This is a genomic window from Flagellimonas pacifica, from assembly GCF_900215465.1.
Taxonomy (GTDB): domain Bacteria; phylum Bacteroidota; class Bacteroidia; order Flavobacteriales; family Flavobacteriaceae; genus Flagellimonas; species Flagellimonas pacifica.
In genome coordinates this window covers 302,359-316,032 of record NZ_OBEH01000004.1, presented here as the reverse complement: position 1 = coordinate 316,032, position 13,674 = coordinate 302,359, and the positions used below count along the sequence as shown (strand labels likewise).

Genomic DNA, 13,674 nt, shown 5'->3' with positions numbered 1-13,674 from the left:
TGATGAAGATTCTTAACAGAACAAGCCTAATAACAAACAAAAATCAAAAAACGAATGAAATATAGAATCACTTTATTCATGATAATTTGTGCCATGTTCATCACAAACGCACAAATGAAAAAATGGACACTCCAAGAATGTGTTACCTATGCTGTTGATAATAATTTGACCATTGAACAATTTGAACTGGATTTGGAAAATGACAAAATTGACAAATCAGATGCTTTGGGCAACTTTTTACCAAATTTAAATGCATCAACTAGTATTTCAAGCAGCACAGGGTTTTCCATTAATCCTACCACTAATCAGCCTACAAATGAAACCAATTTTAGTGTAAATGGTGGATTTAGTACAAGTGTGACCATTTTTGATGGAATGCGTAATGTGCACAGGTTTAATAGGGCTAAACTTAATGCTATTGCCAGTCAATATAGGTTGGACGATTTAAAAGATGACATTCGCTTAAATGTGGCCAATGCTTATTTGCGAGTGCTTTCCAATAAAGAGTCGCTTAAGACATTCAGGGCCCAATATGCGGTCACTGAACAAGATTTAAAGCGTACCAAAGAGTTGGTAGAGTCAGGAGTTTCTCCAAGAGGGGATTTGTTGGAGATTGAAGCCACTGCGGCCAATCAAGAACAGCAGATTGTTAACGGTGAAAGCTTGGTCTTAATTTCAAGAATCAATTTAGCACAATTGTTACAGATAACAGATTATGAAAATTTTGATATAGCTGACGAGCAATTTGATATTCCACCATCTGATATTCTAAAAAATTCAGCTAAAGTTATCTTTGATAAGGCATTGACTTTTAGAAATGATATTAAGTTTTCCCAATCTAATGTAGAACTCGCAGAAAAAGATTTGGAGATAGCCAAAGGAGCAAGATATCCAACCCTGTCAGCAAACTTTAACTATGGAACCAGGTATTCAGATGCAACCTCAATTCCGGATGCCAACAATGTTCTTTATACTCCAAGTTTTACTGACCAACTTTGGATCTTTGATGGAGTTTCTTATGGAGCAAGCCTAAGCGTACCTATTTTTAATGGATGGAGTACCCGAAATAATGTCAAGCGATCAAAAATAAGCTTGGAGAAGGCCAAACTGCAATTTGAACAAGACAAATTGGATTTGGAGACGAATATTCAACAGGCTTATGTAGATGTTACCACCTTTTTTAAAGCTTATGAGGCAGCAGTAAAAACTGCAGAGGCAAGAAGGTTGGCCTACAATTATGCCAAAGAACGTTTTGACGTTGGCTTGATGAATGCTTTTGACTTTAGTCAGGCACAATCTAGAGTGGATAATGCAGAAGCAGATGTAATACGGACCAAGTACGATTATATTTTCCGATTGAAAATATTGGAGTTCTACTTTGGTATTCCCATTTCATTAAACTAGTATCTTTGTGGCCGCTATGGCCAGAATACTAAATTTAGAAACAGCAACTACAAATTGTTCTGTAAGCATATCTGAGGACAATGAGATTGTATCCTTGAAGGAAAACAATGCGATGAACTATTCGCATTCAGAACAATTACATGTTTTTATAAAAGAAGCCTTGAATGAGGCTTCTTTGTCATTTTTAGATTTGGATGCCGTGGCTGTGAGTAAGGGGCCAGGGTCTTATACAGGACTCCGAATTGGTGTGTCGGCGGCCAAGGGACTCTGTTTTTCTTTGGACCTACCTTTAATTTCCGTTCCAACATTGCAAAGTATGGCCAGTCAAATCAAAGCTTTGGATGGAGAAATTGTTATTCCCGTTTTGGATGCTAGAAGGATGGAAGTATATTCTTGTGTTTTTAATGCAAACTACGAGGTGGTAAGAGAAACTAGGGCTGAAATCATAGATGAAAGTTCCTTTGATAAATTTCTGGCTGGTTCAAAAGTCCATCTTGTAGGCAGTGGAGCAGAAAAATGCATTGAAGTTTTGAACCATCCCAACATGAATTTTGACACTTCCATTATTCCTTCGGCCAAGGAAATGGCGCAACTTTCCTTTAAGAAGTTTCAAGAAGGCCTATTTGAAGATGTGGCTTATTTTGAACCTTATTATCTAAAGGATTTTGTTCTTCAAACAAAGAAGAAAGGTTAGTCTGGGTCATGTACCACCCTTTGCGGGAACGGAATTTCAATTCCAGCTTGATCAAAGCGTAGTTTTGTTTCCTCGATCACATAAAAATGTGCGGGCCAAAAAAACTCGTTTTTAGCCCAAAAACGTAGTGTAATATTCACAGAACTATCTCCCAATTCACCTACATAGACTTCAGGAATGGGCTCTTTTAATATATCTGGACTATCTGCACAAATCTGTAATAAAATTTCTTTGGCCTCTTTTATATTGGAGCCATACCCAATACCAACATCAAATTTATCCCTTCGGGTGTCTTCTTGGTTGTAGTTTATAATACTACCATTGCTAAGTTGCCCATTTGGAATAATGGCCACTTGGTTTCCAAAAGTGTTCAGTTTGGTGCTGAATATGGTTATTTGCTTTACGCTACCTTCCACACCTTGGGCGGAAACCCAATCACCAACTTTAAAAGGTTTAAAAATGAGTATCAGTACACCACCTGCAAAATTGGCTAGGGAGCCTTGAAGTGCAAGTCCGATAGCTAAACCGGCCGCACCTACCATAGCTACCAATGACGAGGATTTTACTCCTAACTGGGTAACGACAATAACAAACAACAGCACTTTTAATGCTACACTTATAAAGCTTTGCAGAAAACTTTCCAAGGTTGGGTCATAATCTTTTCTTTCAAAAAAGCGATGAACCATTTTGTTTATGAATCGTACAATCCATAATCCAACAAAAAAGATGACAACTGCCAGGATTAAATCGGGCATAAAGCCCCAGAACCAATCTATGGCATTCTCTAAATGCTTTTCAAAATTGCGTAACTCTTCCATATTGTTTTGGATTAAAAGCAAAAGTAAATTCCTTTTACCTGCAGCCCCGTGGTTTTTGGTTAATCTTTATAGTTGTCCAAGTGCATCATTGGCAGACGTTACAGGAAGTTTACAAGTCCCTTCAATACAGACGTAGATTAAGGTTTGCCCTTCATTATATCTGCTTTTCAATAAATCAATACCTCCTTCTTTTTTAGAACCTACCAATATGCTATTGGGTAAATAGTTGCTGCTTATTTCTTTTCCAATTCCTTTGTAGTTGTCACCAACCACCGCTATTTCATAAAAATTCTGGTTTTCATAAAGGATTAAATGCATCCAATTGGTAAAACCCTGTGCACTTTCGGCAAAATCGTCCTGGACATTTTTGACCATCTGTTTGGCCATATCACCATAACCATCATCTGGAAACAGTTTGTGGAACTTCAATAGATTTTTGGCCATGATGGAATTAGAGGCGGAAATAACATTATCATTGGTCTCTATACTTCTTCTTATTAATGAATGGTCATCATCTGATGTAAAAAAGAACATTCCGGATTCCTTGTCCAAGAAGTGTATTTTGGCATAATCCAAAAGTCTTTTGGAGTGGTTTAGCCATTTTTCATCAAAGGTAACTTCATAAAGTCCAAGATAAGCTTCAATTACTGTTGCATAATCTTCCAAAAAGGCATTGATGCTACTTTCTCCTTTTTTATGGTTACGGAATAGGGCATGATCATCTTTTATCATTTCCTTTTCAATAAATTTTGCATTTTTCAACGCCAATTGAAGGTATTCCTCATTCCCTAAATAGCGATATGCATCTACGAGTCCATTAAGCATCAATCCGTTCCATGAAGTGAGTATTTTATCATCCAATCTAGGTTTGGAACGTTTTGCTCTTTCTTTTTTTAAGGTAGAAAGGGAGTTGTTCAGTTTTTTCTTTAAATCTGTAACTGAAATATTATGTTTTTGGGCTATTTCCTCATTGGTTTTATCCCTGATGAGTACATAATTCCCTTCTTCCCAATGGCCATATGAATTTATGTTGTAGTAATCCTTGAAAACTTTATAATCATCGCCCAGCAATTGTTCCAATTCTTCCTTGGTCCAAACATAGTATGCCCCCTCTTCCAATTCTCCATGTTCATCCAGACTGTCTGCATCCAAAGAGGAATAGAACCCTCCACTTTTGTCTAGGAGCTCTTCTTTTACAAAACCAATGGTCTCTTTAACAACATTTTTATAAAGTTCATTTTTGGTTACGGCATAGGCCTTGGCATAAAGGCTTGCCAATTGCCCATTGTCGTAAAGCATTTTTTCAAAATGGGGTACATGCCATTTGGTGTCCACGGCATATCTTGAAAACCCTCCGCCCACATGGTCATATATACCTCCGTAGGCCATACGTTTTAATGTGGTATTCACTTGCTCCAATAACTCAGGTTTAGTGTTCGCAGTAGCATAATGCAACAGAAAATCCCAGTTATTGGGCATCATAAACTTTGGTGCGCGTTTGTGCCCTCCCAAATAATTGTCGAAGTACTGTGACCAATTGGTAACGGCTTCATCCAATTGTTCAAGATTGTATATGCCGGAATCGGTTTTGTTTTCCACCAAATTGATAGCGTTGATTCCATTGGAAAGATTTGTGGCGTATTCCACAATCTTGTTTCTATCGTTTTTATATAGGTCGGTCAGTTGCTTTAAGGATTTGATCCAATTGTCTTTTGGAACATAGGTAGCGCCCCAAAAAGGTCGTCCATCGGGTAGGGCAACAATATTTAAGGGCCAGCCGCCATTTCCGGACATCATTTGGATGGCGTCCATGTATATTTGATCTACATCAGGTCTTTCTTCTCGGTCTATTTTAATATTGATGAAGTTTTCATTCATCATTTGGGCCACTTCCTCATCTTCAAAACATTCCTTTTCCATTACATGACACCAATGGCAAGCTGCATATCCAATGCTTATGAGCAATGGTTTGTCTTCCTTTTTTGCACGTTCTAAAACTTCCGGTTTCCAAGCTTCCCAATTTACCGGGTTATGCGCATGTTGTAACAAATAGGGACTGGTTTCATGAACCAGTGCATTGGTATGTTTATGAGTCACTTTATTTGATTTTTGGGTACAACCATGGGTTAAGGTCAAAAAAACCCATAAAAAGGAAATTCTTTTTATCATACTAATTGTTTAGAATATAAAAATGCGCCCTTTTTTGGGCGCATTTTTTAATTTGACACCCTTTGGTTTATTTTACTTCAAAGGTGATTTTTACATTGACTCGGTAATCATCTATTTTACCATCTTTTACAGAGGCACTTTGCTCATTGATGTATACCGAACGGATGTTTTTAACAGATTTGGAGGCTTGGTCCAATGCATTTTTTGCGGCTTGCTCCCAACTTTCGTCCGAGTTTGCCAACACTTCGATTACTTTTAATACTGCCATAATAGTTAATGATTTTAAATTTATCCAATTTATGAAAAATTGAGCATAAGGGCAGTATAAAGGCTAGAAATCAACCATTAATGGCCACTACTTCATTGACTTTGTCCCCCATCATGTTTTTGAGCATGGTCTCAATACCATTTTTAAGGGTAAATGTTGAGGAAGGACATCCACTACAGGCACCCTGCAAAATCACGTTTACGGTTTTGGTGTCTTCTTCGTAAGATTGAAAAAGAATATTGCCTCCGTCGCTTGCCACGGCCGGTTTAACATATTCGTCCAAAATATCAATAATCTGTTTGGAAGTGTCATCATAATGTACCTGTGCACTATTCTGTTCTTCCGTTTCTTTTGATTTCTGAATTGCTGCTTGTGAGACTACTTCTTTACCATCTGCCAAAAAATCCCGGATAAATTCCCGTAACTGCATAGTAATTCCTTCCCATTCGGCAACATCATATTTTGATACTGAAACATAGTTTTCATCAAAAAATACTTCTTTTACAAAAGGGAAATGAAAAAGCTCTTGGGCCAATAGTGAATCCTTGGCCTCATCAATATTCTTGAATTCGTATGTGGTTGGAACAATACGTTTGTTGGAAACAAATTTCATTACCGCCGGATTTGGTGTTACTTCTGCATAAACGGTAATGGGTTCCTTTTTTTTGGTGTCATCTTCGTTAACTACCGGTTGCCCGGCATTCAGGTATTCAACCAACTGCTGAGCCACTTCATCTTTAACATCATCCCATTCTACAATATCAAAACGTTCAAGGGCTATAAAATTTCCAGAAATGTAAACTGTTTTGATAAATGGTAGGTAGAATAACTGCTGTGCTAGCGGAGAGTTTTTGGCCTCATCGATGTTTTTTAGCTCATAATTGCCTTTGACCAAAAAATGATTGGCCTCAAATTTTAGTATTTTGGAGTTGTTTGTTGGAACAACTGTAATATTGAATTCTTTCATAGCAGGAATTTGGTGCAAAAATACCAAAGTAATAATGAGGGGCAAAATATATAATAATGTACCGCTACAACCGTTATCTAAATGTTTGATTACCTTTAAATCTCAACTAGAGCCCAAAATCGTTGCATGAGACGCTATTTAACCCCATTGATCATAACCCTAGTTTTTGGGCTGACAGCTAAGGCCCAAGAGGGAATACCTGTATATTTTGATTATTTAGCCGATAACTATTATTTAGTTTATCCATCTATGGCAGGTATTGCCGAAGGAGGCAAAATTAGATTAACGGCCAGGAAACAATGGTTTAATGTTGATGAGGCACCCAGCTTACAGACTTTGAATGTTAACTTTAGAGCAGGTGAACGCAGTGGTGTTGGTGCTATTTTGTTTAACGACTCCAATGGATATCATTCTCAAACTGGATTTAAGGCTACCTATGCACATCATTTACAATTAGCAGGAGATTTTAGAACCCTTAATCAAATATCGTTTGGTCTTAGTGCAGGAGTAATTTTGAGCAGTTTGGATGAAACAGAATTTAGATCTGTAATACCTGACCCAATTATAACAGGTACCAAGAATACAGCTAGCTATTTTAACGTGGATTTTGGAGCATCTTATAACCTTTTTGAGTTCTATGCACATGCTGCAGTTTTGAATGTGCTGGGAAGTGGACGTGATTTATATACTGTTGCAAGATTTGATAACCTTAGGAGGTATTTGCTATCTGCTGGTTACGTTTTTGGGAAAAAGACAAGAATAGAACCTTCCATACTATTGCAGATGACGGACCTTACCAAGGAAAAAACCATTGACTTTAATGCAAAAGTGTACAAAGATGTAAGTTTTGGTACCGTATGGGCAGGATTATCCTACCGAAGGAGCTTTGACGGCGCTCAATTCCAAACCAACGGAGGTTTTGGGGAACAACGCTTACAGCTTTTTACGCCTATAATTGGAGTTAATGTCAATAAATTTATGTTCTCCTACAATTATTCTTATCAATCTGGTGATATACGTTTTGATAATGGAGGGTTCCATCAAATTACTTTAGGGTATGATTGGGGACAGAGTGACCAAGGAAAACGATATGATTGCTATTGCCCTGCTGCCAACAATTAAAAAGGCCTATCCTTTTAAGGATAGACCAGATTTTAAATCTTCAAGATAGAAGTTAATCCCACTTGTAATTTTTCTTAGAGGCTTGAGCCTTTATAGCCGATAATAGTGCATTTTCCAATTCACCAGTTTCCTCTTTTTGATTTTTGGCGATGAAGGCCTCACGTTTTTTGTTCAACTCCTGAATTTGTTTTTGAATCTTTTCACGCTCCGTTTTTTTCTCTTTAAGGTATTTTTTGATCTCACCTTCTGATTTTTCTTTAAGTTCGGAAGGAAGGTCTTCTACCTCTAGCTCTTCAAGTACTTCTTCATTATCTTCAACAGCATCTACCAAATCCCATGTAGAGTTTTTATAGAGTCTGGAACCCTTGCTTACAGTTCTTTTTACTGCCACGGCCGCTGCCATCTCTTGGGCATTGCTATCCTGCATGCTCTGTTTTGCTTTTTTCTCTCTACCCAAAGCACCATAAGAAATATAGGTTTTGTTCAATTGTGAGTTAAGCTTGATAATTACATCGTCATAAGGAGTTTCAATATGAACTACCTGCCTGTTGTGATCTATGGCCATATATTCTCCACCGGTAAGAGTGGCCCCATTTTTCCAACTGGTTGAGATACCTTGCTCATAATTTCCACAGAAAATAGTATTAACAATGACATCTTTTTCTCTGGCATTGGATGTAGCATCTTTGTAATTCAATTTGCCTTGTGTGAAAGGTTCGTTTCCTGCAATAAAAATCATTTTGAGATCATCCGCACTTTTGCCCCAATCTAACTGTTTTAAAGAAGTTTGGATAACCTCTCCGCAATACTCTTCACCCCCATTTGTTGTTAAGGAGAATAGTTTTTCAGAAATCTCATCTAGATCACTGCTAAAATTGATTACTTGTCTAATGTATCCTTCATTGGAGGATAGATTGTCATTGCCATACTCATAGAGTGCTATTTGTAATGAAGGCCTAGACTCATTTCCACATTTGGCGTGGGTAAACTCGTTCACAATATCCCAAAGCTGTGCTTTTGCTTGGTTAATGAGCCCGTCCATACTATTACTGGTATCCAATAACAGAGCAATCTTTACATATTGCTTGGCAGGCTTGTGAATAATGGATTTTGTAACTAGAGCTGTGTTTTGAGATTCCTTTGATTTTAAATCGCAACCATATGCTGTTCCAGTTATCATGGTGAAAAGTGCAATTCCTAATAGGTGTTTAAAAGATTTCATAGTTCAATGTTTTTAAAATATGGGCTAAAAGTATTCCCAACTTTTTTCAATAAAAACCTGGAATGAGCGAACAAGGAGTTGTAATGAGTGAATGGACCAATTGGTTTTGTGAAGTGGTAGTATGATCTAAATTTTAATGGAAATTCAATGAAAGGCCATTTTTTAGTACGCCTTAGATGAATTAAGTTTACCTGAACATTTAAAGCCATGATTAAAAAAAGGCACGTTGTATTTCTCTTTTTAATTGCACTTTACTCAGGGTTTTCTCAGGTGAACAATAATAGTTCTCAGGTAGAGATCAAAGGATCGGTAAAAGGCAAGGAGAATTTTGTGCCAATATCTGGGGTTCAAGTGTCAACCGATACAGGAAGTTTTACAACCACCAATGGACTAGGAGAATTTAAGATAAAGGCTTCCATAGGGGATTATCTCATTTTTGAGAGTCCTGAGTTTGAAACCGTGAGACATCGCATAAAATCGGATGAAGATGTAGATGTCAGAGTTGCTGGATACGAATATGAAACGTCCAAAAAAGAAAAGCGGTCAAGTTCTAGAAACATGATCAATCATCAAAAACTATTGGATTCTGCGGATTTTTATAAAAGAACTGATCTTGAAAAGAGTATAGATTTTATTGCCCAGTCCATAACGCTTTTAGGAAAACGTGGGAACAAAAAGGAACTGGCTTCCTCGTTTACCACTTTAGGGGAAATTTACCTTTACCATAAACAATATGATTTGGCCATAACCAATTTTGAGGATGCATTGGCCACACAAAAATCAATAAAACCAACATTGTTGTTGGGCAAGGCTTATATATTGAACAACGACTTTCAAAAGGCAGAATCTTCACTTTTACCTTTGGTGTCTGTCAAAAACATGGTGCCCTATCAACGCGTAGAATTGTATGAAGGATTGGGGGATACATATAGAGCGTTATCAGATTTAAAGAAGGCGTTGGATTTTTATCAAGAAGGACTCCAAATCGCCCAAAAAAATCAAATCTCCCCAAAAGTCATTGACCTTAATTCTAAAATTGCAGATGCCTATGCCAGTGAAGATCGTTTTATTGAGGCAGAAGGTTTTTATAACAACTCTTTGAATTTGTCCAAAGCAGTTGCTCCAGAACGGTTAATAGAAGAGAATGAAAAAGTCGCTGATTTTTATAATGATGAAAATAGGTACGATGATGAAATCCAATTACGCAAAAAGAGCTTGAACGAACTACAGCAATTGCCCATACAATCCGTTGCCACAGAGAACAAAGGTTTAGGGAGGCCAGACTCCATAACTTCTCAACGTATTAACTACAAAATAGCCAATGCTTATATAGCACAGGATAAATTGGATGAGGCCATCCCATATTTGGAGCGCAGTATTGTAGAGGCAGATAATGAAGATGATTTGGTGGTTCAAAAAGATGCGACAAGGAAATTATCCGAAGTATACCGCTATAAAGGTGATTTTACCAAGGCATTGGAATCATATCAAGACTATGTTGCTGTAGTTGACAGTTTATATGTTAGAAAAGAGCAGGAAATCTCAAGAGCTGCCAGATTTAATAGAGAAATAGCTACCAAACAAAATAGAATTTCCAGTTTGGAACAGGAAAGGGAACTGTCACAGAGCAAGTATAGTTTAGCGTTGACAGAGCAGCAATTGTTTGAAGAAACCAGTAAAAGGCAAAAATGGATTATTTATTCCTTGATTTTTGGGATTGTGTTGATGACATTGATCACGTTTTTATACTACCGCAATGGCAAACAACAGAAATTGGCCAACAATCTGTTGGCACTAAAATCACTGCGCACTCAAATGAATCCACATTTTATTTTTAATGCCCTCAATTCTGTCAATAATTATATTGCCAAGAGTGACGAACGAAGCGCAAACCGATTTTTGAGCGATTTTTCAGTTTTAATGCGTAGCGTACTGGAAAATTCTGAGGAAGATTTTATTCCACTTTCCAGAGAATTGGAATTATTGGAGCTCTATGTAAAATTGGAACATTCCCGTTTTTCGGATAAGTTCGATTTTGAAATAGACATAAATGACAAAATTGATATCGAAGCATTTGAAATACCACCTATGTTACTTCAACCCTATATTGAAAATGCTATTTGGCATGGTTTACGATATAAAGAAGAAAAAGGCTTCCTGAAAATAAAGATTGACCAAATCAATGCAGAAACATTGGAAATCAACATTGAAGATAACGGTGTGGGCAGAAAGAGATCGGCGGAACTTAAAACTGCCAATCAGAAGAAACAAAAATCAAAAGGAATGGGGAACATCAAAAAACGAATTCAAATCCTTAATGATATGTATAAAAATAAGGTTGATGTTTCCATTTCAGATTTGTACGATGACCAAACAGGAACCAAAGTGTCCCTAAAACTCAAAAAAGATTAATGGAATTACGCGCTATCATAGTGGAAGATGAGGCAAATAGCCGGGAAATACTCCGTAATTATTTGGCCAAGTACTGTAACGGGGTCAAACTATTAGGGGAAGCTTCCAATATTACAGAAGGATTGGAGTTGGTTCAGAAACAGCAACCAGATTTGGTTTTTTTGGATGTAGAAATGCCTTTTGGTAATGCCTTTGATCTATTGGATAAGGTGCCTGATCGTACTTTTGAAACTGTTTTTGTTACAGCCTATAATCAATATGCCATGGATGCCTTAAACAACCATGCCGCCTATTATTTGATGAAACCCATCAATATTGATGAATTGATAAAGGCTGTGGATTATGTAAAAGAAATAAAAGAAAAAGAAGATGCATTGGAAGGGCAGGTTTTGGAAGCCAAGACCATAAGAACAGAAGGCAAGATAACTTTGCCGCAACAAGATGGTTTTCAGGTTTTGGATGTAAGTGATATTTATTTTTGCAAGGCAGATGACAACTACACGGAAATTTATCTGGAGAACAAAAGAATTGTGGTAAGCAAAACCCTTAAATATTTTGAAGATGCCTTGTCAAGCTATGCTTTTGCCAGAATCCACAAGTCGTATTTGGTGAACGTGGGCGAGGTCGTAAAATATAAAAAAGGAAAAGGCGGGAGTGTTGTACTTTCCAATGGTAAGGAACTATCCGTTTCAGCATCCAAGAAAGCTGCATTGCTATCCTTTTTTAAATAAATACAAGAATCACAAATGATTATTAAATCAGTAAAAGGGAAATCCCCAGAAATTGGCGAAGATTGCTTTATTGCCGAAAATGCAACTATTGTTGGTGAAGTATCAATGGGAAATCAATGTAGTGTATGGTTCAATGCCGTAATTCGGGGAGACGTACATTTTATTAAAATGGGTGACAAGGTCAATGTGCAAGATGGAGCCATTATCCATTGCACTTATAAAAAAGCACCAACTATAATTGGTAATAATGTTTCCATAGGCCATAATGCCATTGTGCATGGTTGTACAGTAAAAGACAATGTGCTCATTGGAATGGGCAGCATTATTATGGATGACTGCGTAGTAGAGAGCAATTCTATAATAGCTGCAGGTGCTGTGGTGACCCAAGGCACCCATGTAGAGGCAGGTAGCATTTATGCTGGAATGCCTGCTAAAAAAATAAAAGATGTAAGCCCTGAATTGAGTTCTGGGGAGATAGACCGCATCGCCAATAATTATGTTACCTATTCCAGTTGGTTTAAGTAGTCTTTTTTAAGAGATTAGATAATCTGATTATTCAATAATCCAATTATCTAATATTGGCTATTTTTGCAGCACTAAAACCTGAACTAATGAACGCATATATTTTTCCCGGACAAGGAGCTCAATTTGTAGGTATGGGACTCGATCTTTATGAAAACCATCCCTTGGCCCAAGAATTATTTGAAAAAGCCAATGATATTTTAGGGTTTTCCATAACGGATATCATGTTTGAGGGCACTCCTGAAGATTTGAAACAGACCAAAGTTACCCAACCTGCAATTTTCTTGCATTCGGTAATTTTGAGCAAGGTTCTTGGGGATAATTTTAAGCCTGATATGGTTGCGGGTCATTCTTTGGGCGAATTTTCCGCCTTGGTGGCCAACGGAACTTTAAATTTTGAAGATGGACTAAAATTGGTTTCCCAACGAGCTTCGGCCATGCAAAAAGCATGCGAAATACAACCAAGTACAATGGCGGCTGTTTTAGGATTGGAAGATGAGGTTGTTGAAAAAATATGCAATGAAACCGAAGGAATTGTAGTAGCGGCAAACTATAATTGCCCGGGTCAATTAGTGATTTCAGGAGAGATAGAGGCGGTAAATACAGCTTGTGAAAAATTAAAGGAAGCAGGAGCAAGAAGAGCATTGTTGCTTCCTGTTGGAGGGGCTTTCCATTCATCTTTAATGGAGCCGGCAAGAGAAGAGTTGGCTGCTGCTATTAAAGCCACAAATTTCAGTGAACCAAGTTGTCCAATTTATCAAAATGTTCCAACCACAGCTGTCACAAATGCCAATGAAATTAAAGCCAATTTAATTTCACAATTGACTGCTCCCGTAAAATGGACACAAAGCGTTCAGCAGATGGTCAAAGATGGAGGGAGGTCTTTTGTTGAAGTTGGCCCTGGAAAAGTACTTCAAGGATTGGTCAGAAAGATTGATTCTGGAGCAGAAACTTCTTCTGCAGCGCTATAAAAATAAGATTTTTCTGACCTTCCGGGCATTTCACCCGAGAAACTTAGATTTAATCCGTTAAGTTGTGGTGTTCCTTTAATTTTTAGTAATATTGATTCTTCCCAAATCACCAATCCAAATGGAATAAAAACGATATTCAAATTTATTTGAACAGGTAATGTTGCCCTTCATGAAAAAAACCTCATTAGAACAGTTTTCCAGCTATGGATACAACACATTACTGTTTATAGCATTTACCCTTTTTACTTGTAGTTTTGGGTTTGGGCAAGTTCCATCAGGCTATACCGCGACGATCGACCAGGACCCCATCAACGCGGGCAACGAGACATCTGTGGGCTTCACCTTTGCCGGAGCGGAGATAGGTTCGACATATG

Annotated in this window: 13 protein-coding genes; 8 read left to right on the top strand and 5 right to left on the bottom strand. The window is 37.5% G+C overall.

The annotated features are described in order from the left end of the window. Positions 1-54: 54 nt before the first annotated feature. Both CRO15_RS14025 and tsaB read left to right on the top strand, forming a co-directional pair. Entirely contained in the window at positions 55-1,404 is a 1,350-nt protein-coding gene (locus CRO15_RS14025) for a TolC family protein (RefSeq protein ID WP_097046464.1), read from the top strand. 16 nt (positions 1,405-1,420) lie between these two features. Further along, complete coding sequence (gene tsaB, locus CRO15_RS14020; RefSeq protein ID WP_097046463.1) at positions 1,421-2,098, top strand: tRNA (adenosine(37)-N6)-threonylcarbamoyltransferase complex dimerization subunit type 1 TsaB; 678 nt, start codon at positions 1,421-1,423, stop codon at positions 2,096-2,098. Here tsaB and CRO15_RS14015 read toward each other — a convergent pair. From CRO15_RS14015 to CRO15_RS14000, 4 genes are all read right to left on the bottom strand, one after another. Then, positions 2,095-2,916 carry a mechanosensitive ion channel family protein gene (locus tag CRO15_RS14015; RefSeq protein WP_097046462.1) on the bottom strand — a complete coding sequence of 274 codons (822 nt, stop codon included), beginning with the start codon at positions 2,914-2,916 and terminating at the stop codon, positions 2,095-2,097. The genes tsaB and CRO15_RS14015 overlap by 4 nt on opposite strands. A 66-nt stretch (positions 2,917-2,982) precedes the next feature. Continuing rightward, positions 2,983-5,085, bottom strand: a complete 2,103-nt coding sequence (locus tag CRO15_RS14010; protein ID WP_097046461.1) for a thioredoxin domain-containing protein — start codon at positions 5,083-5,085, stop codon at positions 2,983-2,985. A 67-nt stretch (positions 5,086-5,152) separates the two neighbouring features. Beyond that, on the bottom strand, positions 5,153-5,353 hold the full coding sequence (locus CRO15_RS14005) for a dodecin family protein (protein ID WP_073178959.1): 201 nt from the start codon (positions 5,351-5,353) through the stop codon (positions 5,153-5,155). A 70-nt stretch (positions 5,354-5,423) separates the two neighbouring features. Next, positions 5,424-6,320 (bottom strand): NifU family protein, encoded by an 897-nt coding sequence (locus tag CRO15_RS14000; protein WP_097046460.1) that lies wholly within the window; start codon positions 6,318-6,320, stop codon positions 5,424-5,426. A gap of 126 nt (positions 6,321-6,446) precedes the next feature. Here CRO15_RS14000 and CRO15_RS13995 point away from each other — a divergent pair, with 126 nt between their 5' ends. Beyond that, on the top strand, positions 6,447-7,442 hold the full coding sequence (locus CRO15_RS13995; protein WP_097046459.1) for a PorP/SprF family type IX secretion system membrane protein: 996 nt from the start codon (positions 6,447-6,449) through the stop codon (positions 7,440-7,442). Positions 7,443-7,494: 52 nt separating this feature from the next. Here the strand turns inward: CRO15_RS13995 and CRO15_RS13990 are convergent, their stop codons facing one another. Beyond that, positions 7,495-8,664 carry a VWA domain-containing protein gene (locus tag CRO15_RS13990; RefSeq protein ID WP_097046458.1) on the bottom strand — a complete coding sequence of 390 codons (1,170 nt, stop codon included), beginning with the start codon at positions 8,662-8,664 and terminating at the stop codon, positions 7,495-7,497. A 207-nt stretch (positions 8,665-8,871) separates the two neighbouring features. Here CRO15_RS13990 and CRO15_RS13980 point away from each other — a divergent pair, with 207 nt between their 5' ends. The 5 genes from CRO15_RS13980 to CRO15_RS19865 form a co-directional block, all read left to right on the top strand. Further along, positions 8,872-11,076, top strand: a complete 2,205-nt coding sequence (locus CRO15_RS13980) for a tetratricopeptide repeat-containing sensor histidine kinase (protein WP_097046456.1) — start codon at positions 8,872-8,874, stop codon at positions 11,074-11,076. Further along, the gene (locus tag CRO15_RS13975) at positions 11,076-11,807 is read left to right on the top strand and encodes a LytR/AlgR family response regulator transcription factor (protein ID WP_097046455.1); all 732 of its coding nucleotides are present in this window, start codon (positions 11,076-11,078) and stop codon (positions 11,805-11,807) included. The genes CRO15_RS13980 and CRO15_RS13975 overlap by 1 nt, the downstream gene beginning before the upstream one ends. Before the next feature lie 15 nt (positions 11,808-11,822). Next, positions 11,823-12,332, top strand: a complete 510-nt coding sequence (locus CRO15_RS13970; RefSeq protein ID WP_097046454.1) for a gamma carbonic anhydrase family protein — start codon at positions 11,823-11,825, stop codon at positions 12,330-12,332. An 86-nt stretch (positions 12,333-12,418) separates the two neighbouring features. After that, positions 12,419-13,300: an ACP S-malonyltransferase gene (fabD, locus tag CRO15_RS13965; protein WP_097046453.1), complete on the top strand. Its 882-nt coding sequence runs from the start codon at positions 12,419-12,421 to the stop codon at positions 13,298-13,300. Between the two features lie 169 nt (positions 13,301-13,469). After that, on the top strand, positions 13,470-13,674 hold a 205-nt coding region (locus CRO15_RS19865; RefSeq protein WP_207763894.1), incomplete at its 3' end, for a hypothetical protein.

What these genes read in the sequence shown, in the direction of transcription:
- CRO15_RS14025 (WP_097046464.1), top strand. Translation starts at nt 55, where the DNA reads ATGAAATATAGAATCACTTTATTCATGATAATTTGTGCCATGTTCATC.
- tsaB (WP_097046463.1), top strand. Translation starts at nt 1,421, where the DNA reads ATGGCCAGAATACTAAATTTAGAAACAGCAACTACAAATTGTTCTGTA.
- CRO15_RS14015 (WP_097046462.1), bottom strand. Translation starts at nt 2,916, where the DNA reads ATGGAAGAGTTACGCAATTTTGAAAAGCATTTAGAGAATGCCATAGAT.
- CRO15_RS14010 (WP_097046461.1), bottom strand. Translation starts at nt 5,085, where the DNA reads ATGATAAAAAGAATTTCCTTTTTATGGGTTTTTTTGACCTTAACCCAT.
- CRO15_RS14005 (WP_073178959.1), bottom strand. Translation starts at nt 5,353, where the DNA reads ATGGCAGTATTAAAAGTAATCGAAGTGTTGGCAAACTCGGACGAAAGT.
- CRO15_RS14000 (WP_097046460.1), bottom strand. Translation starts at nt 6,320, where the DNA reads ATGAAAGAATTCAATATTACAGTTGTTCCAACAAACAACTCCAAAATA.
- CRO15_RS13995 (WP_097046459.1), top strand. Translation starts at nt 6,447, where the DNA reads ATGAGACGCTATTTAACCCCATTGATCATAACCCTAGTTTTTGGGCTG.
- CRO15_RS13990 (WP_097046458.1), bottom strand. Translation starts at nt 8,664, where the DNA reads ATGAAATCTTTTAAACACCTATTAGGAATTGCACTTTTCACCATGATA.
- CRO15_RS13980 (WP_097046456.1), top strand. Translation starts at nt 8,872, where the DNA reads ATGATTAAAAAAAGGCACGTTGTATTTCTCTTTTTAATTGCACTTTAC.
- CRO15_RS13975 (WP_097046455.1), top strand. Translation starts at nt 11,076, where the DNA reads ATGGAATTACGCGCTATCATAGTGGAAGATGAGGCAAATAGCCGGGAA.
- CRO15_RS13970 (WP_097046454.1), top strand. Translation starts at nt 11,823, where the DNA reads ATGATTATTAAATCAGTAAAAGGGAAATCCCCAGAAATTGGCGAAGAT.
- fabD (WP_097046453.1), top strand. Translation starts at nt 12,419, where the DNA reads ATGAACGCATATATTTTTCCCGGACAAGGAGCTCAATTTGTAGGTATG.